Source organism: Pseudomonas acericola (SeqCode), assembly GCF_053456465.1.
In genome coordinates this window covers 67,433-87,037 of sequence record NZ_JBRFJB010000002.1, presented here as the reverse complement: position 1 = coordinate 87,037, position 19,605 = coordinate 67,433, and the positions used below count along the sequence as shown (strand labels likewise).

21 protein-coding genes are annotated in these 19,605 nt (G+C 61.4%); 7 read left to right on the top strand and 14 right to left on the bottom strand.

Annotation, left to right across the window (positions count from 1 at the left end; all coding sequences use genetic code 11):
* Window positions 1-105: 105 nt before the first annotated feature.
* A complete protein-coding gene (gene pgeF / locus ACU688_RS06395; RefSeq protein ID WP_448184110.1) occupies window positions 106-831 on the bottom strand; it encodes a peptidoglycan editing factor PgeF in 726 nt (241 codons plus the stop codon).
* Window positions 828-1,790, bottom strand: a complete 963-nt coding sequence (rluD, locus tag ACU688_RS06390; RefSeq protein WP_017737920.1) for a 23S rRNA pseudouridine(1911/1915/1917) synthase RluD — start codon at window positions 1,788-1,790, stop codon at window positions 828-830. Before rluD ends, pgeF begins: the two co-directional genes overlap by 4 nt.
* A gap of 149 nt (window positions 1,791-1,939) precedes the next feature.
* Between rluD and ACU688_RS06385 the strand changes: the two genes are divergently transcribed.
* Window positions 1,940-2,965, top strand: coding sequence for an outer membrane protein assembly factor BamD (locus tag ACU688_RS06385; protein ID WP_124527531.1), 1,026 nt, complete (start codon window positions 1,940-1,942; stop codon window positions 2,963-2,965).
* Between the two features lie 126 nt (window positions 2,966-3,091).
* Window positions 3,092-3,325, top strand: a complete 234-nt coding sequence (locus ACU688_RS06380; protein ID WP_448184109.1) for a PP0621 family protein — start codon at window positions 3,092-3,094, stop codon at window positions 3,323-3,325.
* Here the strand turns inward: ACU688_RS06380 and thiO are convergent.
* The 5 genes from thiO to pilV form a co-directional block, all read right to left on the bottom strand.
* Window positions 3,312-4,421 (bottom strand): glycine oxidase ThiO, encoded by a 1,110-nt coding sequence (gene thiO, locus ACU688_RS06375; protein WP_448184108.1) that lies wholly within the window; start codon window positions 4,419-4,421, stop codon window positions 3,312-3,314. The two genes, ACU688_RS06380 and thiO, sit on opposite strands and share 14 nt — an antisense overlap.
* A 62-nt stretch (window positions 4,422-4,483) precedes the next feature.
* Complete coding sequence (locus ACU688_RS06370; protein ID WP_448184107.1) at window positions 4,484-4,885, bottom strand: type IV pilin protein; 402 nt, start codon at window positions 4,883-4,885, stop codon at window positions 4,484-4,486.
* 11 nt (window positions 4,886-4,896) lie between these two features.
* Window positions 4,897-5,427, bottom strand: coding sequence for a PilX N-terminal domain-containing pilus assembly protein (locus ACU688_RS06365; protein ID WP_448184106.1), 531 nt, complete (start codon window positions 5,425-5,427; stop codon window positions 4,897-4,899).
* 7 nt (window positions 5,428-5,434) lie between these two features.
* Window positions 5,435-6,142, bottom strand: a complete 708-nt coding sequence (locus ACU688_RS06360) for a PilW family protein (protein WP_448184105.1) — start codon at window positions 6,140-6,142, stop codon at window positions 5,435-5,437.
* Complete coding sequence (gene pilV, locus ACU688_RS06355; protein ID WP_448184104.1) at window positions 6,139-6,624, bottom strand: type IV pilus modification protein PilV; 486 nt, start codon at window positions 6,622-6,624, stop codon at window positions 6,139-6,141. Before pilV ends, ACU688_RS06360 begins: the two co-directional genes overlap by 4 nt.
* A gap of 193 nt (window positions 6,625-6,817) precedes the next feature.
* Between pilV and ACU688_RS06350 the strand changes: the two genes are divergently transcribed.
* On the top strand, window positions 6,818-7,399 hold the full coding sequence (locus ACU688_RS06350; RefSeq protein WP_448184103.1) for a GspH/FimT family pseudopilin: 582 nt from the start codon (window positions 6,818-6,820) through the stop codon (window positions 7,397-7,399).
* On the opposite strand, the gene ispH is transcribed toward ACU688_RS06350, so the two are convergent.
* The 6 genes from ispH to murJ form a co-directional block, all read right to left on the bottom strand.
* Window positions 7,353-8,300: a 4-hydroxy-3-methylbut-2-enyl diphosphate reductase gene (gene ispH / locus ACU688_RS06345; protein ID WP_448184102.1), complete on the bottom strand. Its 948-nt coding sequence runs from the start codon at window positions 8,298-8,300 to the stop codon at window positions 7,353-7,355. The genes ACU688_RS06350 and ispH overlap by 47 nt on opposite strands.
* Before the next feature lie 184 nt (window positions 8,301-8,484).
* The gene (locus ACU688_RS06340; protein WP_448184840.1) at window positions 8,485-8,922 is read right to left on the bottom strand and encodes an FKBP-type peptidyl-prolyl cis-trans isomerase; all 438 of its coding nucleotides are present in this window, start codon (window positions 8,920-8,922) and stop codon (window positions 8,485-8,487) included.
* A gap of 7 nt (window positions 8,923-8,929) precedes the next feature.
* A complete protein-coding gene (gene lspA, locus ACU688_RS06335; protein WP_017737909.1) occupies window positions 8,930-9,442 on the bottom strand; it encodes a signal peptidase II in 513 nt (170 codons plus the stop codon).
* Window positions 9,435-12,266, bottom strand: coding sequence for an isoleucine--tRNA ligase (ileS, locus tag ACU688_RS06330; protein ID WP_448184101.1), 2,832 nt, complete (start codon window positions 12,264-12,266; stop codon window positions 9,435-9,437). Before ileS ends, lspA begins: the two co-directional genes overlap by 8 nt.
* A gap of 14 nt (window positions 12,267-12,280) precedes the next feature.
* Window positions 12,281-13,219: a bifunctional riboflavin kinase/FAD synthetase gene (gene ribF, locus ACU688_RS06325; RefSeq protein WP_448184100.1), complete on the bottom strand. Its 939-nt coding sequence runs from the start codon at window positions 13,217-13,219 to the stop codon at window positions 12,281-12,283.
* Window positions 13,220-13,338: 119 nt separating this feature from the next.
* A complete protein-coding gene (gene murJ, locus ACU688_RS06320; protein WP_448184099.1) occupies window positions 13,339-14,877 on the bottom strand; it encodes a murein biosynthesis integral membrane protein MurJ in 1,539 nt (512 codons plus the stop codon).
* 254 nt (window positions 14,878-15,131) lie between these two features.
* Between murJ and rpsT the strand changes: the two genes are divergently transcribed.
* Window positions 15,132-15,410 (top strand): 30S ribosomal protein S20, encoded by a 279-nt coding sequence (gene rpsT, locus ACU688_RS06315; RefSeq protein WP_003171647.1) that lies wholly within the window; start codon window positions 15,132-15,134, stop codon window positions 15,408-15,410.
* A 321-nt stretch (window positions 15,411-15,731) separates the two neighbouring features.
* Here rpsT and ACU688_RS06310 read toward each other — a convergent pair whose 3' ends face one another.
* Window positions 15,732-16,217 carry an FKBP-type peptidyl-prolyl cis-trans isomerase gene (locus tag ACU688_RS06310; RefSeq protein ID WP_016976314.1) on the bottom strand — a complete coding sequence of 162 codons (486 nt, stop codon included), beginning with the start codon at window positions 16,215-16,217 and terminating at the stop codon, window positions 15,732-15,734.
* On the opposite strand from ACU688_RS06310, the gene ACU688_RS06305 reads away from it, so the two are divergent.
* The 3 genes from ACU688_RS06305 to yihG all read left to right on the top strand — a co-directional run bounded on the left by ACU688_RS06305 (window position 16,216) and on the right by yihG (window position 19,585).
* Entirely contained in the window at window positions 16,216-16,506 is a 291-nt protein-coding gene (locus tag ACU688_RS06305) for a DUF3565 domain-containing protein (protein WP_448184839.1), read from the top strand. The genes ACU688_RS06310 and ACU688_RS06305 overlap by 2 nt on opposite strands.
* 79 nt (window positions 16,507-16,585) lie before the next feature.
* Window positions 16,586-18,685 (top strand): phosphate acetyltransferase, encoded by a 2,100-nt coding sequence (gene pta / locus ACU688_RS06300; protein WP_124529837.1) that lies wholly within the window; start codon window positions 16,586-16,588, stop codon window positions 18,683-18,685.
* On the top strand, window positions 18,686-19,585 hold the full coding sequence (gene yihG, locus ACU688_RS06295) for a 1-acylglycerol-3-phosphate O-acyltransferase, YihG family (protein WP_448184098.1): 900 nt from the start codon (window positions 18,686-18,688) through the stop codon (window positions 19,583-19,585).
* Window positions 19,586-19,605: the final 20 nt, after the last annotated feature.

Here is a 19,605-nt window from a genome sequence, read left to right as displayed (position 1 = left end):
GGAGATATAAAACATCCTGAATGAAGAAACCTGCCAGATACCCTTATAGATGGGGTGGATTCTGGGAGTTTCAAGCGCCGGGCAGTTGACGCAAGTCAGAAGAGTCTAGCGCTCAAGCCAGATAAGGGAGGCAAACCGGCCGGTACGAGGACTGCGGCGGTAAGAAAAGAAGCGCGGATCGGTCACCGTACAGAAACCGCCACCATAAACAGCGGTGACGCCGTGTGCGGCAAGGCGCAGGCGAGCGAGCTTATAGATGTCGGCCATGAACTTGCCGGGGTTGCGACTGGGCGCAAAGGCTTCGGCGGTGATCGGCAATTGCTGCGTGAAGGCTTCCCGCACTTCCGGGCCGACTTCAAAAGCTTGCGGGCCAATCGCCGGGCCGAGCCAGACCAGAACCTCGCCAGGCTCCGTATCCAGGCTTTCAAACGCCGCTTCCAGCACGCCCGCCGCCAGGCCACGCCAACCGGCATGGGCGGCGGCGACGCGAGTGCCAGCACGGTTGCAGAACAGTGCGGGCAGGCAATCGGCAGTCATTGAAGTGCACGCGATGCCAGGGGTGCTGGTCCAACTGCCATCGGCTTCAGCGGTGCAGTTTGGGTCAGCTTCGACCACAGTCACACCATGAACCTGACGCAGCCAGGCCGGCTGGATATCAAAGGCATCACTCAGACGACGGCGATTCTCAAGGACGGCCTCCAGGCTGTCCTCGACGTGATCGCCCAGGTTGAGGCTGTCGAACGGCGCCAGGCTGACGCCGCCCGCACGGGTGGTGACACAGGCTTTTACCCGAGCCGGCGCGGGCCAGTCAGGTATCAGCCAGTCACTCATCCGATAAACGCCTCGCGATCCTGCTTGAGCAGCGACAGCAACCACACCAAATCGTCTGGCAGAGGCGATTCCCAGCTCATGCGCTTACCGCTCGTCGGATGATCCAGTTCCAGGAAACGTGCATGCAGTGCCTGGCGCGGGAACGACTTCAGCGATTCGACCATGGTCTGACTCGCCGCCGGCGGAATACGGAAGCGGCCGCCGTAGGCCGGATCTCCGACCAACGGGAAGTTGATGTGGGCCATGTGCACGCGAATCTGGTGGGTACGACCGGTTTCCAGCTTGACCCGCACGTGGGTGTGGGAACGGAAACGCTCCAGCACACGGTAGTGGCTGACGGCCTGCTTGCCACCTTCCATCACCGCCATACGCTGGCGCTGCTGGCCGTGACGACCGATCGGCGCGTTGATCTTGCCACCGGCCACCACGACACCGATCACGATGCACTCGTAGATGCGGCTGACGCTGCGACTCTGCAGTTGTGTGACCAGCTGCGTCTGCGCCTGAATGGTCTTGGCCACCACCATCAAGCCGGTGGTGTCCTTGTCCAGACGGTGCACGATGCCGCAGCGCGGGACATTGACGATGTCCGGCACGTGGTGCAACAGGGCATTGAGCAAGGTGCCATCAGCGTGCCCGGCCGCCGGGTGTACCACCAGGCCTGCGGGTTTGTTGATGACCAGGATGTCGTCGTCTTCATAGACGATGTCCAGCTCAATGTCCTGGGCGATCCATTCTCCCTGGGCTTCCTGCTCGGCAGTCAGCTCAAGAATCGCACCGCCATGAACTATGTCTCGCGGGCGGATAACCGCTCCATCCACAGTCAGGCGGCCGTCTTTGATCCAGGCGGAAAGGCGCGAGCGCGAGTGCTCAGCGAATAATTGTGCGGCGACTTGATCGAGGCGTTGGCCGCCCAATTCGGACGGCACCTCTGCGCGAAGTTCAATTTTATCGGACATGCTCAGACTAGGCGTGGCACAGCCTTTGGTTTCGGCTGCGCGCTTGTGGTTAAATACGGCGTCTTTTGCCCCGAGGCTTTCAACGGGGCGCTCATCATAACAGGACGGCCCCGCCCAAGACAGCGGCCGTCATAGGGACGCAAGCCGCCATGCAAGTGAAACACCTGCTGCTGATCGCCATCCTCGCCATGACTGCTGCTTGCTCGTCAACAAAGGACGTCGTCGACGAAAACCTGAGCGAAGTCGAGTTGTACCAGCTGGCTCAGAAAGACTTGGACAATAATAGCTACACCAGCGCCACAGCCAAGCTGAAGGCACTGGAGTCGCGTTATCCGTTCGGCCGCTACGCCGACCAGGCGCAGCTTGAGCTGATCTACGCCAACTACAAGAACGCCGAGCCGGAAGCTGCCAAGTCCGCTGCCGAGCGTTTTATCCGCCTGCACCCGCAGCACCCGAACGTGGACTACGCCTACTACCTCAAGGGCCTGACCTCGTTTGACCAGGACGTTGGCCTGCTGGCGCGCTTCCTGCCGCTGGACATGACCAAGCGTGACCCGGGCGCTGCCCGCGACTCCTACAACGAGTTCGCCCAGCTGACCAGCCGCTACCCGAACAGCCGCTACGCGCCGGACGCCAAGCAGCGCATGATCTACCTGCGCAACCTGCTGGCCTCCTACGAGATCCACGTCGCCCACTACTACCTGACCCGTCAGGCCTATGTCGCTGCCGCCAACCGTGGCCGCTATGTAGTGGAAAACTTCCAGGAAACCCCATCCGTGGGTGACGGCCTGGCCGTGATGACCGAGGCTTACCAGCGCCTGCACTTGGACGACCTGGCCAGCACCAGCCTGGAAACCCTGAAGCTGAACTACCCTGATCACCCAAGCCTGAAAGACGGCCAGTTCGTGCCTCAAGTCGCCGAAGCGGACAACCGCTCGTGGCTGAGCAAGTACACCTTGGGCCTGATCGAGTCCCGTCCACCGCTGCCGCCGGGCGAAACCCGCGCCAACCAGGACGTGATGAAACAGTTCCAGGACGCCAAGGAAGCCATTCCTTCGGAGCTCAAGCCTCATGACGAGAACGGCGACGTGATCGAAGAAGAAGCCCCGCAAGCCCTGGGCAACAACCAGGACCGCTCGTGGTTCAGCTACATGACCTTCGGTGTGTTCGACTGATCCGTTGACGCAACGCAAAAAGGGAGCCCCTCGGGGCTCCCTTTTTTATGGGCAAGCATTATTGCGCTGTGCGCCTGCCATGTCCTTGGCTAAACTGGCGCATTCCTCGTCGAGAAGCTGCCCACCATGGTTCGTCTACTGTTCTGGATTGCCATTATTGCCGCCGCAGTATGGTTCTGGCGTAAATTCAAAAGCCCGGCTGCCAAACAGCAGCGCGCCGCCGAACCCGACGCCGCATTGATGGTGCGCTGCGCCCACTGCGGCGTGCATTTGCCGCAAAATCACGCCCTGAGCTCAGGCCAGGCATGGTATTGCAGCCAACCTCACCTGGAACAAGGGCCGAAGTCTATCCAGCGTTGATTCGACCTTGCGGGGCATATGGCGCCGGGTCGATGATCGGCGCATGTCCCAGCAACAAGTCGGTAAACAACTGGCAGGACGCCGGCGCAAGCACCAGCCCATTGCGGTAATGCCCGCAGTTGAGCCACAAGCCACTGAACCCCGGCACCTGGCCAATATACGGAATGCCTTCCGGCGAACCCGGACGCAAGCCCGCCCAATGCCCGACCACTTCCGCCTCGGCCAAGGCCGGAATCAGCTCGACCGCCGACACCTTCAAGCTTTCCAACGCAGTGTCGGTCGGCGTCTTGTCGAAACCCTCATGCTCCAGGGTGCTGCCGATCAAGATATGCCCGTCACGCCGCGGGATCGCATAACGCCCCTTGGCCAGGACCATGCTCGATAGGAAGTCCGCAGCACACTTGTACAAGATCATCTGGCCCTTGACTGGCTCCACCGGTAGCGACAAGCCCAGAGTACCCAGCAACTCACCGCTCCACGCCCCCGCCGCCAAGACCACCTGATCGCCGAGGATCGGGCCACCCGTGGTGTTCACCCCGACGACATTGCCGGCGTCCTGTACAAAGCCGGTCACCTCGCATTGTTCATGCAGGGTCACACCCGGCAGCGCCAACAGCGCCGCCTTGAGGGACTTGACCAGCCGAGGGTTGCGCACATTGGCGACATTGGCCATGAAGATCGCCTGGGAATAGCCACCGCCCAACACCGGCACCGCATCATGGGCGGCCGAAACATCCACCTTGCTCAACGGGCGGCCTTCCCGTGCCGCCCAGGCCAGCGCTTCGGCTTCGTCTTCCAGGTCGAGCCAGTACAAGCCGGTGGTGTGGACTTCAGGATCAACGCCCGTGGCAGCAAACAGGCGCTGTGCAAGCTGTGGATAAAAATCCTGCGACCAATGGGCCAGCGCCGTGACCGCCGGGCTGTAGCGCCACGGGTACAACGGCGAAACAATGCCGCCACCAGCCCAGGAAGACTCCTGCCCCACGCCGGCACGCTCCAGCAGTACCACCGCCTGCCCCTGGGTCGCCAGGTTGAACGCCGTCAACAAGCCGATTACGCCACCACCGACCACCACCACTCGCTGTTGCTTAGCCATTATTCGATCCAGCCGATAAATAGGGACAAGCGCACCCGGCGCCCAATCATCCAGCACTATCATCATTGCCCCCAGCACAGCGTGCGCGACATATCCGGTGCTGCGCCAGGGTTGGCCCGCGCGCCGGCGCTGGTCAGGCTGAAGCCGCCGCAAGGGTCAGCGGCCATCACCGAGTCAGCAATGGGCGTGGCCAGCAGGCGGAAATCCTGAGGGTTCAATACAGCGGTGATTCTATAGCGATCATTGCCCGCACTGACGCCGCTGGCGTCAATAAAACTGCCATTGCGCGCATAAAAGCGCTCCAGGTACTGCGCCTGCTCGGTCAACAGCGCGACAATTTGCCCGCGATAGACCTTTTTTACCTGGCCGCTATAGCCGGGGTAAGCAATCCCGGCCAGCACCCCAATGATTGCCACGGCAACCAGCAACTCGATCAGGGTAAAACCCTGGCTATCCTTATCCATTCAACCGCTCCTTATTGAAGTTGCCGCCAAGCCACCCGTCGAAACCGCGAGCTGCCCTCCCCGTCTACTCGCGCGTACACGCTTTCCAAGACTGTACGGGCTTGGCCGCTTAGCCCGACCGCCGTCACTCGGTACACGGCGGCCGATACTTGCGCCGGTAAATGAGCCAGCCCCACGGCAGGGCCCAAGGACTGAATGCCGTAGAAGCCGTCCTTGAGAGCGACCCAGGTAACGCCGGAAACCGGGTTCACTCCAGCACCGCTCAGTAAAAACGCCTCGCCCGGCGGCGCGCAGGTGATAACGGACCGACACTCCGGCAAGGCCGAAGGTACCCGCTGTACGACCGACTCCCCCAGCCTCAGGCCACTTTCGGCACTTTGCAGCGACTGGTTGCGATGCCACAGGCTAGCGGCGGCCTTCTGCTGGGATACCGCGCCCTGCATCGACGCCAAGCCAATCAGCGACAACAACAGCAGAAACACCAGGCTGATCAGCAACACCATGCCCCCCTGCCGCACATTTGCGCGTTGAGAAATGCCCATGCTCGCCCTAACCCAGACGGTTTCGCAGCGCGGCTACGACGCTGTAGGTTTGCTCCTTGACCCGCCCCGTTGGGTCCTGAAGCGTCATCAGGATACGCACGCTGCGGATCAGGGATTCATCATCGGGGCTGGCGTCATAACGCACCACTTCCACCGAGTCAGGCTTGGCGGCCACGCCGAAGCTGATATCAAACGCCTGCACGTTATCCACCAGCACCGCCTTGGCCGGTGCGGCAGGCGTACTGACCTTCAACTGGCCCGCCTCGAAGGTGTAGGTGATCTGTCGTAATCCAAAGCGAATCTGCCCAGGCAAAGGCACGGGTGCGCTGCCGATGAACGCCTCGGCGGCCCCCGTGCAATCGGACAGCACCGTCCAATCGGGCTTGCCGCCGCCATCGCCGCTATCCACCGTCACCAACGTCAGTGACGCTGAACCGTTCCCGGCGCTCCAACGCACGGGCTGATCAAAGGCCGCCGGGGCATTCTCGATAAGCGCCATGCCCAGGCAGCCAAACATGCCCGCCTGGCGGATGTCCTGAGTCATCTTGCCAAGAACAAACCGCGCATCATCCTGCAGCAACATCGCCGCCTGCTGGCTGGCCTGTGTCATGCGGGAACTGATCACCACCTGACTGACCCCAGCCACCAGCACCAGCCCGATGGCCAGCGCCAGCAGCAACTCAACCAGGCTGAAACCGCGAAGACGCTGGCTCATGGTGCCACTCCAGGCTCACGACTGATGCGACTGGACAAGGTAAAGGTCTCTCGTGCGTCGCTGGTGTTCGTGGCCCGCCGGTCATCCCAACTGATGGTGACGGTCACTTCATTGGCGCGAACCGCCACCGAGCCTTTGGCGCTCGGCCCGGCAAATCCGAGGATATTGGCTTCGAAATCATGCAGGTCCAGATCACGCACGCTAGCGTTGGCACTGCTGGCCGGCGCACGTTCTGCGCGGCCCCACGCGTAGTCGGCGGCGGCGTTGGCGCGGATGCGGTCGAGCATGTCATAGGCAATGAAACTGGCCTGGCTGATCATCCTGGAACTGTCGGTGTACTTGAGCGCATTGAGCTGGATGGCGGCCGCCCCCAACAGGCCAACGCAGAGAATCAATAGTGCGACCAGCACTTCGATCAGCGTCATGCCGGTTTGGCACCGAAGCAAGGCGCGGGGAAAAAATGTGTTCGGGCAGGCAAGCATTACCGTCGTCGTCCGTGTCGAGGGCCAAAAAAGAAGCAGGAAAAACCTGCTGTGCAGCCAAGACTAGCGCCGGTTTTTCATCCGTGGTGCTACCGGAACAAAGGGAAATACTTTGGACAAAAAGGCCATCATCCAGGGTTAAGGTGCAGGCGCTATACCTAGGACTGCACCCACATCCACGGAGGGATGACCTATGCAACAACGCGGTTTCACCCTGATTGAACTGCTGCTCGGGCTGATCATGAGCGGCATCCTGGCGAACCTGGCCGTGCCCAGTTTCAAGAACCTGCTCGAATCACAGCAACGACATAGCGCCGCACAATCCCTGGCCGGCGGGCTGCGCTACGCGCGCACCGAAGCCATCGCACGCAACCGGGCCGTGGTCATTCACGCCCAGGACGAAGACTGGAGCCGAGGTTGGCGGGTGATCGTGGATGTAAGCGGGCGTGGCCACCTGGATGAGGGCAATCCAGTGCTGCTGGAGCACCAGGACAGCGGGCGCGTAGCGATTGTCGGCAATGGCCCGGTCAAGAGCCAGGTGCGCTTCAGCGGGCTGGGCGAACCGGTATTTTCAGGCGGGGGGTTTCGGGCGGGCACGGTGCATGTGTGCGCCACGGACCAGGCGCAAAGCCAGTACCAAGTGGTACTGGCGCCCAGCGGGCGTATCAGCCTGCGCAGCGACAGGGCCGAACAGGCGTTGTGCCGGAGTTACTCCGGCACCCTGGCATTCAGAGCAACGAGCGAACCCGCAGCTCCTTGGGCATGGAGAAAGTGATGTTTTCTTCACGACCGGCCAACTCATCGGCACCGGTGGCGCCCCAGGCGTGCAGTTGTTGGATCACACCGCGCACCAGGACTTCCGGGGCCGAGGCACCGGCAGTGATGCCGATACGTTCGACGCCATCGAACCAGCTGCGTTGCATGTCTTCCGCGCCGTCGATCAGGTACGCCGGTGTAGCCATGCGCTCGGCCAGCTCACGCAGGCGGTTGGAGTTGGAGCTGTTAGGGCTGCCGACCACCAGGACCACATCACACTCGTCGGCCAGCTGCTTGACTGCGTCCTGGCGGTTTTGCGTGGCGTAGCAGATGTCGTCCTTGCGCGGGCCACCGATGGCCGGGAAGCGACTGCGCAGGGCGTCGATGACGCGGCTGGTGTCGTCCATGGACAAGGTGGTCTGGGTCACGAAGGCCAGGCGCTCGGGATTGTGCACCTGCAGGTTGGCGACGTCTTTTTCGTCTTCCACCAGGTAGATGGCACCGCCATTGCTGGCGTCGTACTGGCCCATGGTGCCTTCGACTTCCGGGTGGCCGGCGTGGCCGATCAGGATGCATTCACGGCCGTCACGGCTGTAGCGTGCGACTTCGATGTGTACCTTGGTCACCAGCGGGCAGGTGGCGTCGAAGACTTTCAGGCCACGGCCTGCCGCTTCGGTACGCACTGCCTGGGAAACACCGTGGGCGCTGAAGATGACGATCACGTCGTCCGGCACTTGGTCCAACTCTTCGACGAAGATCGCGCCACGTGCGCGCAGGTCTTCGACCACGAATTTGTTGTGGACGACTTCATGGCGCACGTAGATCGGCGGCCCGAAGACTTCCAGGGCGCGGTTGACGATTTCGATCGCACGGTCCACGCCGGCGCAGAAGCCACGGGGGTTGGCGAGTTTGATGTGCATGCTGTGCCTCGTGTCTTGCAGGGCAAGAAATTGGATCAACTCAGCTCTATAAGTGCAAGCCTCTGTGGGAGCCGGGCTTGCCCGCGATGCAGACGACTCTGTGTATCAAGTACACCGAGGTGATGCAATCGCAGGCAAGCCAGCTCCCACACAAGCCGCCACCCGCAGGAACCGGTTTCGTCAGTCAGAGCGCTTTAACGTCGATGATTTCAACGTCAAAGGTCAAGGTTTTACCGGACAGCGGGTGGTTGAAGTCGATGGTCACTTGCGTGTCATCGAAGGTTTTCACCACGCCAGGCAATTCGGTATTCGCCGCATCATTGAAGATCACCAGCAAGCCTTCCGACAGGTCCATGCCTTCGAACTGCGAACGCGGGATGATCTGCACGTTTTGCGGGTTGGGCTGGCCAAAGGCGTTTTCCGGCAGGATCTGCAGGTTGCGCTTGTCGCCAGCCTTGAAGCCGAACAGGGCCGCTTCGAAACCCGGCAGCAGGTTGCCGTCGCCGACCTTGAAGGTCGCCGGGGCTTTGTCGAACGTGCTGTCGACCGTGTCGCCATTCTCCAGGCGCAGTGCGAAATGCAAGGTGACTTCCGTGTTCTGGCCGATGCGTTGCTCAGCCAATACCTGATCAGTCATTGACGGTCTCTCCGGTTTTCTTACTTTTGAACATGTCCAACGCCAGCATGATTGCACCGACGGTGATGGCGCTGTCGGCAAAATTGAACGCCGGGAAGTACCAGCGGTTCTGCCAATGCACGAGGATAAAGTCGATCACATGGCCCAGGGCAATGCGGTCGTACAGGTTGCCCAGCGCGCCGCCCAGCACCAGGGCCAGGGCGATGGCCAGCCAGGTGTCGTCGCGGCCGAGGCGCTTGAGCCAGACCACCAGCACCGCACTGACCACCACGGCGATCAGGGCGAACAGCCAGCGCTGCCAGCCACCACCGTCGGCGAGGAAGCTGAACGCCGCACCGGTGTTGTAGGCCAGGGTCCAGCTGAAGTAGTCGGGAATGACCACGATCTGCTGGTACATCTGCAAGGCGCCTTCGAAGTGAGCCTTGCTGACCTGGTCAATGACCAGGACCAGCACGCTCAGTACGAGCCAGCCCAGGCGTCCAAAACGACTGGCTGCATTAGGCATAGTGACGAACCTCGCCAGCACCGCTGATGTTGTCGACGCAACGACCACAAATTTCCGGGTGCTCAGGGTTCACGCCGACGTCTTCACGGCAGTGCCAGCAACGGGCGCACTTGGCGAAGGCCGACTTGACCACCTTGAGTTTGAGACCCGGCACTTCGGTGGCGACCGCGTCCGCCGGGGCCTGGGCGAATGGCGCCAGGCTTGCGGTGGAGGTGATCAGCACGAAGCGCAGTTCGTTGCTCAGCTTGGCCAGGTCGGCGGTGAGGCCTTCCTCGGCAAACAGGGTGACTTCGGCTTGCAGGTTGCCACCGACGGCCTTCGCCGCACGCTGCACTTCCAGCTCCTTGTTCACCGCAACCTTGACGGCCATCACGCCTTCCCAGTACTCGCGGCCCAGTTCGAAGTCGGCCGGCAGTTCGGTCAGGCCTTCGTACCAGGTGTTGAGCATCACGGATTCGTTACGCTCGCCCGGCAGGTATTCCCACAGTTCGTCGGCGGTAAAGGCCAGGATCGGTGCGATCCAGCGCACCAGCGCTTCGGAGATGTGATACAGCGCGGTCTGCGCCGAACGGCGCGCCTTGCTGTTGGCGCCGGTGGTGTACTGGCGGTCCTTGATGATGTCGAGGTAGAAACCACCCAACTCCTGCACGCAGAAGTTGTGGATCTTCGAGTAGACGTTCCAGAAGCGGTATTCGCCGTAGTTTTCCTGCAACTCGCGCTGCAGCAACAGGGTACGGTCCACGGCCCAACGGTCCAGGGCGAGCATGTCCTCGGCCGGCAGGATGTCGGTGGCCGGGTTGAAACCGGTCAGGTTCGACAGCAGGAAGCGTGCGGTATTACGGATACGACGGTAGGCATCGGCGCTGCGGGCCAGGATCTGGTCCGACACGGCGATCTCGCCGGAGTAGTCGGTCGACGCCACCCACAGACGCATGATGTCGGCGCCCAGGGTGTCGTTGATCTTCTTCGGCTCGATCACGTTTTTCAGCGACTTGGACATCTTGCGGCCCGTCTCGTCGACGGTGAAGCCGTGGGTCAGCAGTTCGCGGTACGGCGCGTGGTTATCGATGGCGCAACCGGTCAGCAGGGACGAATGGAACCAGCCACGGTGTTGGTCCGAACCTTCCAGGTACAGGTCGGCACGCGGGCCGGTCTCGTGACCCATCGGGTGCGAGCCACGCAGGACGTGCCAGTGGGTGGTGCCCGAGTCGAACCACACGTCGAGGGTGTCGCTGATCTTGTCGTACTGCGGCGCTTCGTCGCCCAGCAGTTCGGCGGCGTCCATCTTGAACCAGGCTTCGATGCCTTCCTGTTCAACGCGCTGGGCCACGACTTCCATCAGCTCTACGGTACGCGGGTGCAGCTCGCCGCTTTCCTTGTTCAGGAAGAAAGGGATCGGCACGCCCCAGTTACGCTGGCGCGAGATGCACCAGTCCGGGCGGTTGGCGATCATCGAGTGCAGGCGCGCCTGGCCCCAGGCCGGGACGAACTTGGTGTCTTCGATGGCCTTGATCGCGCGGTTACGCAGGGTATCGCCGCTGGTGGGCTCTTTGTCCATGCCGATGAACCACTGCGCGGTGGCGCGGTAGATCAGCGGGGTCTTGTGGCGCCAGCAGTGCATATAGCTGTGCTGGATGGTGGCGGTTTGCATCAGCGCACCGACTTCACGCAGCTTTTCGATGATCGGCTGGTCGGCCTTGAAGATGAATTGGCCGCCGAAGAACTCCAGCGACGGCACGTACACGCCGTTGCTTTGCACCGGGTTGATGATGTCATCGTTGACCATGCCGTACTTCTTGCAGATCACGAAGTCGTCTACGCCGTAGGCAGGCGAGCAGTGAACGATACCGGTACCCGAACCCAACTCGACGTAGTCAGCCAGGTACACCGGCGACAGGCGGTCGTAAAACGGGTGACGGAAGTTGATCAGCTCCAGCGCGGTGCCGGTGGTGGTGGCGATGACCGAACCTTGCAGCTCGTAGCGCGCCAGGCAGGCTTCGACCATTTCTTCGGCCAGCACCAGCAGGCGATCACCGACGTCCACCAGGGCGTAGGTGAATTCCGGGTGCACGTTCAGCGCCTGGTTGGCCGGGATGGTCCACGGGGTGGTGGTCCAGATCACGATGGCGGCAGGCTTGGCCAGCGATGCCAGGCCGAAAGCCTCGGCCAGCTTGGCCTCGTCGGCGATCGGGAAGGCCACGTCGATGGTCGAGGACTTCTTGTCTTCGTACTCGACTTCCGCTTCGGCCAGGGCCGAACCGCAGTCAAAGCACCAGTTCACGGGCTTGAGGCCCTTGAACACGAAACCGCCCTTGACGATTTCGGCCAAGGCGCGGATTTCACCGGCCTCGTTCTTGAAGTTCATGGTCTTGTACGGGTTGTCCCACTCGCCGAGCACGCCCAGGCGGATGAATTCTGACTTCTGCCCTTCGATCTGCTCGGTGGCGTAGGCACGGCACAGTTCGCGGGTTTTATCCGCGCCCAGGTTCTTGCCGTGGGTCACTTCGACCTTGTGTTCGATCGGCAGGCCATGGCAGTCCCAGCCCGGGACGTACGGCGCGTCGAAGCCCGACAGGGTTTTCGAGCGCAGGATCATGTCCTTGAGAATCTTGTTCAGCGCATGACCGATGTGAATCGTGCCGTTGGCATAAGGAGGGCCGTCGTGCAGGACGAATTTCGGACGATCCTTGCCAATCTCGCGCAACTTTCCGTACAGGCCAATACTGTCCCAGCGCTGCAGGATCTGCGGTTCGCGCTGTGGCAGGCCGGCCTTCATTGGGAAGGCGGTGTCCGGAAGGTTTAGCGTGGCTTTATAGTCGGTCATTTAAGGCTCTTCGGTTAGCGATGGGCGCTAGGTGCGGCTAGTGCACGGGCGGCGGCGACATCCGCATTGATCGCCGTTTTCAACGCCTCAAGGGAGGCGAAACGCTGCTCTTCACGCAGCTTTTGGTGGAAAACCACCGTCAAACGCCGGTCATACAGATCACCGGCAAAATCCAAAAGGTGAACTTCCAGGTGGGCCTTGCCATCACCTGCAACCGTGGGCCTGACGCCTATGTTGGCGACTCCCGGCCACGGTTGGCCGTCGATATCGACACTCACCAGGTAAACCCCGGTGAGTGGCACACGACGGCGCTTGAGCTGCACGTTGGCGGTTGGCGTGCCCAGTTGGCGCGCCAGCTTCTGGCCGTGCAGGACCCGCCCGGCAATGCGGAACGGGCGACCGAGCAAACGCTCGGCCAACGCGAAGTCAGCGGCGGCCAGGGCGTTACGCACCTGGGTGCTGCTCACGCGCAGGCCGTCCAGTTCGACGGTTTGCGCGGCTTCGACGGTAAAACCTTGATTGACGCCAGCCTGTTGCAGGAAATCGAAATCGCCGACGCGGTCGCAGCCAAAGCGGAAGTCGTCGCCGACCTCCAGGTGCTGCACGCCCAGGCCGTCCACCAGGATTCGGTCAACGAACTCGGCAGCGCTGAGGCTTTGCAAACGCTGGTTGAAGGCCAGGCAGAGAACACGGTCCACGCCTTCATCGGCCAGCAGTTGCAGCTTGTCCCGCAGGCGGGCCAGACGTGCCGGCGCCGTCTCGGGGCTGAAATATTCCCGCGGCTGTGGCTCAAATATCACCACGCAGCTGGGCACGCCCAACTCGACCGCGCGCTCGCGCAGCCTGGCCAGGATAGCCTGGTGGCCACGGTGAACACCGTCAAAGTTGCCAATAGTGGCGACGCAGCCCCGATGCTGGGGGCGCAGGTTGTGGAGACCTCGAACCAGCTGCATAACGCGCTTCTTGCTCATAAAGTGGTCGATTATAACCACACCCAGCCCCGGACGACAGGCAACAGAACAGGCCAAATGGGTCGAATCGATAAAACAGCCGTTTTATCGCGACAAACGCTCTAGCCAATCGACTTGCGATTGAAATCCCGCAGGCGAAAGCCCTGCAACAGCAACATCCCGAAGTACACCACCACACCGGCCACCACCAGCACGCCAAGCCGCAGGAAACGCTCCAGCATATGGCCTTCGTCCCAGGCAGGCATGAAGTGCATCAGGCCAAGCAATACCGCCGACATCGCCGTCACCGCCACCACCAGCTTGAGGGCAAACAGGCCCCAGCCTGGCTGCGGCTGGAACATCTGCTGTTTGCGCAGTTGGTAGAACAGCAGGCCGGCGTTGATGCACGCACCGGCACTGATGGCCAGGGCCAGGCCGGCATGGGCCAGCGGGCCGATAAATACCAGGTTGAGCAGTTGCGTGACGATCAGCGTGAAAATTGCGATTTTCACCGGTGTACGGATGTTTTGCTGGGCATAGAAACCCGGCGCCAGCACCTTGATAACAATGATGCCGAGCAGGCCGACCGAGTAGGCGACCAGCGCGTGCTGCGTCATCAGGGCGTCATGGGCATCGAACTGGCCGTATTGGAACAGCGACACGGTCAGCGGCTCGGCCAGAATCCCCAGCGCCAGGGAGCACGGCAGCACCAGCACAAAACACAGGCGCAGGCCCCAATCGAGGATGCGCGAGTATTCCTGGCGGTCCTTGCTGGCGTAGGTGCGCGCCAGGGTCGGCAGCAGGATGGTGCCCAAGGCCACGCCGAGCACGCCGGACGGCAGTTCCATCAGGCGGTCGGCGTAGTACATCCACGACACCGAGCCCGACACCAGCAGCGAGGCGAACGCGGTATTGATGATCAGGGAAATCTGACTGACGGACACCCCGAGGATCGCCGGCAACATATTGCGCATCACGCGCCAGACGCCGGTGTCCTTCAGATTGAGGCGCGGCAGCACCAGCATGCCGATCTTTTTCAGGTGCGGCAGTTGGTAGAGCAACTGTGCCAGACCACCGGCCAGCACGGCCCAGCCCAGGGCCATGACCGGTGGGTCGAAGTACGGCGTGAGGAACAGCGCGAAGAGGATCATGCTGACGTTGAGCAGGGTCGGCACGAAAGCGGGCACCGAAAAACGGTTCCAGGTGTTGAGGATCGCCCCGGCCAGGGATGACAGGGAAATCAGCAATATATAAGGAAAGGTCACCCGCAGCAGGTCGGTGGTCAGCGCGAACTTTTCCGGGGTATTGGCAAAACCGGGGGCCGTGGCCCAGATCACCCAGGGCGCAGCGAGCATGCCGATGAGGGTGACCAGCATCAGCGCCAGGGTCAGCAGGCCCGAGACATAGGCAATAAAGGTGCGCGTCGCTTCCTCGCCTTGCTGGGTCTTGTATTCGGCCAGGATTGGCACGAACGCCTGGGAAAAAGCGCCCTCGGCGAAGATCCGCCGCAGCAGGTTGGGCAGTTTAAACGCAATGAAGAAGGCGTCCGTGGCCATGCTGGCGCCAAAAATGCGCGCCAGCAAGGTGTCGCGCACGAAGCCCAAAACCCGCGAGATCATCGTGATAGAGCTGACGGCGGCCAACGATTTGAGGAGGTTCATTGAAAGAGTTTGCGCCTATTAGATAAACAGCAGGCGAACAACGCGCCTACTTATGCGATACTGCGCGCCTGCAACAGCACAGAGCCAAAGCTCGCGAGTTTACAGGTCAAGCGCCGGAAATAAATCACCCGCCTCTTCAGATCGACCACTCAGCAGTTCGCATCAGCCGCTCTTGACAACACATCAAGTCATCGGCATGATTCGCGGCCTATTTTGTTTGCTATTTCCTAAAAAGTCTTTCGAGGAGCTCGACGGTGGCCAACACACCTTCCGCCAAAAAACGTGCAAAACAGGCTGAGAAGCGTCGCAGCCACAACGCCAGCCTGCGTTCCATGGTTCGTACCTACATCAAGAATGTAGTTAAAGCCATCGACACCAAAGACGCTGAAAAAGCTCAAGCAGCTTACGTTCTGGCTGTGCCTGTTATCGACCGTATGGCCGATAAAGGCATCATCCACAAGAACAAGGCCGCTCGTCATAAGAGCCGTCTGAATGGCCACATCAAGGCTCTGAACGTCGCTGCAGCAGCCTAAGTGGTAACAACTGCCGCGTAACCCCGGTTACGCAACAGTTAAGAAATGCCCCGTACCGAAAGGTCCGGGGCATTTTTGTTTGTGCCTGAAATATGAATTGCACAGTTCAGCATGTGGGAACTGGCTTGTGTGGGAGCTGGCTTGTGTGGGAGCTGGCTTGCCTGCGATAGCGGTGGATCAGCTTGCATAGGTGTTGCTGACCCACCGCCATCGCGGGCAAGCCCGCTCCCACATTGGGATTGCATACATTCTTTCTTTGGGTACAAAAAAACGCCCCGAACAGGTCGGGGCGTTTTTGCTAGCAGCTGATCAATGCATCAATCAGTGCTGGTGACCGCCTTCACCGTGAACGTGGCCGTGAGCCACTTCTTCCTGGGAAGCGTCGCGGATGGCAACGATCTTCACTTGGAAGTTCAGGCGCTGGCCAGCCAGCGGGTGGTTGCCGTCAACGGTGACGTCGTCGCCGTCCAGATCACGGATGGTGACGATCTGCATTTGGCCGTCCGGCGCGGAAGCGTGGAACTGCATGCCCACTTCCAGCTCGTCAACGCCTTCGAACATGCTGCGGCTCAGGGTGCTGACCAGTTCGGCCGAGTACTCGCCGTAGGCATCTTCAGGTTCTACGGCAACAGTCAGTTCATCACCAACGTTCTTGCCTTCCAGAGCCTTTTCCAGGCCTGGGATGATGTTACCTGCGCCTTGCAGGTAGACCAGCGGCGCGCCGCCGGCGGAGCTGTCGATGACCTCACCAGCGTCGTTGGTCAGGGTATAGTCGATGGAGACAGCCTTGTTAGCGGCGATCGTCATGGGGCGAGACCTTTTGCATAAGAATGAAGAACGGACAAGTCTAAACAAGGATTTGCCCGAAAGCGAACAGAACCCGGACAGACGGGGTCGCACACGCGACTCGACGGTCACCGGTTTTCACCAGGACGACGACCAGCACTGGGTTGCCGAGCTGTCTTGCGGCCACACCCAGCACCTGCGCCACCAGCCGCCATGGCAGTCCCGCGCCTGGGTGCTCGACCCCGCACAGCGCCAGGAAAAAATAGGCCAGCCCTTTACCTGCGGCTGGTGTGCGCAAGTGCACGAATAACGATAACCTTGGCGCCTGATTCGCGGTAGACGCTCAGCCATAGAGCGTCACCCAAGCCATGCACCTCCAGAGAATTCGCATGCAGACTTTTTTTATCGCGCCCACCGATTTTGGTGTGGGTCTGACCTCCATCAGCCTTGGGCTGGTGCGCACCCTTGAGCGGGCCGGGCTGAAAGTCGGGTTCTTCAAGCCCATTGCCCAGCCGCACCCCGGCGACACCGGCCCCGAACGCTCCACCGAGCTGGTGGCGCGCACCCACGGCCTGAAGCCGCCACAACCCCTGGGCCTGGCCCATGTGGAGCGCATGCTCGGCGACGGCCAGCTCGATGAGCTGCTCGAAGAAATCATCACCCTGTATCAACAGGCCGCCGTAGGCAAGGATGTGCTGATCGTCGAAGGCATGGTGCCGACCCGCAGCGCCAGCTATGCCGCCCGGGTCAACCTGCACCTGGCCAAGAGCCTGGATGCGGAAGTGATCCTGGTCTCTGCCCCGGAAAACGAAGTGCTCACCGAACTCTCCGGCCGTGTGGAATTGCAGGCCCAGCTGTTTGGCGGCCCGAAAGACCCGAAAGTGCTCGGCGTGATCCTCAACAAGGTGCGCACCGACGAAAGCATGGAGGTCTTCTCCGCGCGCCTGAAGGAACATTCGCCGCTGTTGCGCAGCGGTGATTTCCGCCTGCTCGGCTGCATTCCCTATCAGCCGGAACTCAACGCCCCACGCACCCGCGACGTGGCCGACCTGATGGGCGCACAGATCCTCAACGCCGGCGACTACGAAAGCCGGCGCATGACCAAGATCATCATTTGCGCGCGCACCATGCGCAACACCGTGGAGCTGCTCAAGCCCGGCGTGCTGGTGGTAACCCCCGGCGATCGCGATGACATCATCCTCGCCGTCAGCCTGGCCGCGATCAACGGCGTGCCCCTGGCCGGCCTGCTGCTGACCAGCGACACCCTGCCCGACCCGCGCATCATGGATCTGTGCCGTGGCGCGTTCCAGGCCGGGCTGCCCGTGCTGTCGGTGAGCACCGGTTCCTACGACACCGCCAACCAGCTCAATAGCCTCAACAAAGAAATCCCCATCGATGACCGCGAGCGCGCGGAGATCATCACCGACTTCGTCGCCAGCCACCTCGATGCGCGCTGGCTGCACCAACGCTGTGGCACGCCACGGGAGATGCGCCTGTCGCCGGCAGTGTTCCGCTACCAGTTGATCCAGCGCGCCCAGGCCGCCAACAAGCGCATCGTCCTGCCCGAAGGCAGCGAGCCGCTGACCGTGCAAGCCGCCGCAATCTGCCAGGCGCGCGGGATTGCCCGTTGCGTGCTGCTGGCCAAACCGGCGGATGTTGAAGCGGTCGCCCGCGCCCAAGGCATCGAATTGCCCGAAGGCCTGGAGATTCTCGACCCGGACCTGATCCGCCAGCGCTACGTCGAACCGATGGTGGCCCTGCGCAAGAGCAAAAGCCTCAACGCGCCGATGGCCGAGCAACAATTGGAAGACACTGTGGTGATCGCCACCATGATGCTCGCGCTGGATGAAGTGGATGGCCTGGTCTCCGGCGTCATTCACTCCACCGCCAACACCATCCGCCCAGCCCTGCAACTGATCAAGACCGCGCCGGGCTGCACGCTGGTGTCGTCGGTGTTCTTCATGCTCTTTCCCGAGCAAGTGCTGGTGTACGGCGACTGCGTGATGAACCCGCACCCAAGCGCCGCCGAGTTGGCGGAGATTGCCCTGCAAAGCGCCGACTCGGCCGCCGCGTTCGGCATCACGCCGCGCGTGGCGATGATCAGCTATTCCAGCGGCGATTCGGCCAGCGGCGAAGAAGTGGAGAAAGTCCGCGAAGCCACCCTGCTCGCCCACGAGCAGCAAAGCTCGCTGCTGATCGACGGCCCGCTGCAATACGACGCCGCCGCCAACGAAAACGTGGCCCGCCAGTTGGCACCGAACAGCCTGGTCGCCGGTAAAGCCACCGTGTTCGTGTTCCCGGACCTGAACACCGGCAACACCACCCACAAGGCCGTGCAACGCAGCGCCGATTGCGTAAGCCTGGGGCCGATGCTCCAGGGCCTGCGCAAACCGGTCAACGACCTGCCACGCGGCGCCCAGGTGGATGACATCGTGTACACCATCGCACTGACTGCGATCCAAGCCGCCAACCGACCTATGGATATCTAAATGCTGGATTTTCTACCTGCCGCCGTGCGCGGGGTGATCGCGTCGTTGTTGCTGGCGCTGAACACGATCCTGTTGTGCTCGTTCCTGTTTATCGTCGCGCTGTTCAAGGCGTTGCCGTTCGCCAAGCGCTTCAGTGAATGGCTGATGAACCACACTCACGAAGCCTGGGTGACCAACAACAAAGGCTGGATGAACCTGGTGCGCCGCACGCGCTGGCACATCAAGGGCCTGGAAGGCCTGGACTATCAGCACTCGTACCTGGTGACCAGCAACCACCAGAGCTGGGTCGACATCATGGTGTTGCAGTACGTGCTCAATCGCCGGATTCGCCCACTCAAATTCTTCCTCAAGCAGGAACTGATCTGGGTGCCGGTGATTGGCTTGGCGTGGTGGGCTTTGGGCTTCCCCTTCATGAAGCGCTACACCAAGGCGTACCTGGAAAAGCACCCGGAGAAGAAAGGCAAGGACCTGGAAACCACCCGCAAGACCTGTGCGAAGTTTCGCGACAACCCAGTGGGCATTTTCAACTTTGCCGAAGGCACGCGGTTTACTCCGGGCAAGCATGCGCAGCAGAAGTCACCGTTCCGCTATTTGCTCAAGCCCAAGGCCGGTGGCATTGCGTTTGTACTGGATGCGATGGGTGAGCAGTTGAAGTCATTGGTCAATGTGACCATTCACTATCCGGCTGGGCGCCCTGGGTATTGGGATTTGCTGTGCGGGAATGTGCAGGACGTTGTGGTGCAGTTTGAAGAGGTGCAGATCCCGGCTGAGTTCATTGGCAAAAATTATGAGCAGGATGGGGAGTATCGGACGGCGTTCCAGGGTTGGATCAATAAGCTGTGGGAAGACAAGGATGCCCTGCTAGACACGCTGCACACCGAATTCCCAGACAGAAAGTGATCAAAATGTGGGAGCTGGCT

What these genes read in the sequence shown, in the direction of transcription:
- yihG (WP_448184098.1), top strand. Translation starts at nt 18,686, where the DNA reads ATGCTGGATTTTCTACCTGCCGCCGTGCGCGGGGTGATCGCGTCGTTG.
- ribF (WP_448184100.1), bottom strand. Translation starts at nt 13,219, where the DNA reads ATGCAGCTGGTTCGAGGTCTCCACAACCTGCGCCCCCAGCATCGGGGC.
- pilV (WP_448184104.1), bottom strand. Translation starts at nt 6,624, where the DNA reads ATGCTTGCCTGCCCGAACACATTTTTTCCCCGCGCCTTGCTTCGGTGC.
- ileS (WP_448184101.1), bottom strand. Translation starts at nt 12,266, where the DNA reads ATGACCGACTATAAAGCCACGCTAAACCTTCCGGACACCGCCTTCCCA.
- ACU688_RS06365 (WP_448184106.1), bottom strand. Translation starts at nt 5,427, where the DNA reads ATGGGCATTTCTCAACGCGCAAATGTGCGGCAGGGGGGCATGGTGTTG.
- ACU688_RS06385 (WP_124527531.1), top strand. Translation starts at nt 1,940, where the DNA reads ATGCAAGTGAAACACCTGCTGCTGATCGCCATCCTCGCCATGACTGCT.
- ACU688_RS06370 (WP_448184107.1), bottom strand. Translation starts at nt 4,885, where the DNA reads ATGGATAAGGATAGCCAGGGTTTTACCCTGATCGAGTTGCTGGTTGCC.
- ispH (WP_448184102.1), bottom strand. Translation starts at nt 8,300, where the DNA reads ATGCACATCAAACTCGCCAACCCCCGTGGCTTCTGCGCCGGCGTGGAC.
- ACU688_RS06305 (WP_448184839.1), top strand. Translation starts at nt 16,216, where the DNA reads ATGGGGCGAGACCTTTTGCATAAGAATGAAGAACGGACAAGTCTAAAC.
- ACU688_RS06350 (WP_448184103.1), top strand. Translation starts at nt 6,818, where the DNA reads ATGCAACAACGCGGTTTCACCCTGATTGAACTGCTGCTCGGGCTGATC.
- ACU688_RS06310 (WP_016976314.1), bottom strand. Translation starts at nt 16,217, where the DNA reads ATGACGATCGCCGCTAACAAGGCTGTCTCCATCGACTATACCCTGACC.
- thiO (WP_448184108.1), bottom strand. Translation starts at nt 4,421, where the DNA reads ATGGCTAAGCAACAGCGAGTGGTGGTGGTCGGTGGTGGCGTAATCGGC.
- rluD (WP_017737920.1), bottom strand. Translation starts at nt 1,790, where the DNA reads ATGTCCGATAAAATTGAACTTCGCGCAGAGGTGCCGTCCGAATTGGGC.
- pgeF (WP_448184110.1), bottom strand. Translation starts at nt 831, where the DNA reads ATGAGTGACTGGCTGATACCTGACTGGCCCGCGCCGGCTCGGGTAAAA.
- ACU688_RS06380 (WP_448184109.1), top strand. Translation starts at nt 3,092, where the DNA reads ATGGTTCGTCTACTGTTCTGGATTGCCATTATTGCCGCCGCAGTATGG.
- lspA (WP_017737909.1), bottom strand. Translation starts at nt 9,442, where the DNA reads ATGCCTAATGCAGCCAGTCGTTTTGGACGCCTGGGCTGGCTCGTACTG.
- ACU688_RS06360 (WP_448184105.1), bottom strand. Translation starts at nt 6,142, where the DNA reads ATGAGCCAGCGTCTTCGCGGTTTCAGCCTGGTTGAGTTGCTGCTGGCG.
- pta (WP_124529837.1), top strand. Translation starts at nt 16,586, where the DNA reads ATGCAGACTTTTTTTATCGCGCCCACCGATTTTGGTGTGGGTCTGACC.
- murJ (WP_448184099.1), bottom strand. Translation starts at nt 14,877, where the DNA reads ATGAACCTCCTCAAATCGTTGGCCGCCGTCAGCTCTATCACGATGATC.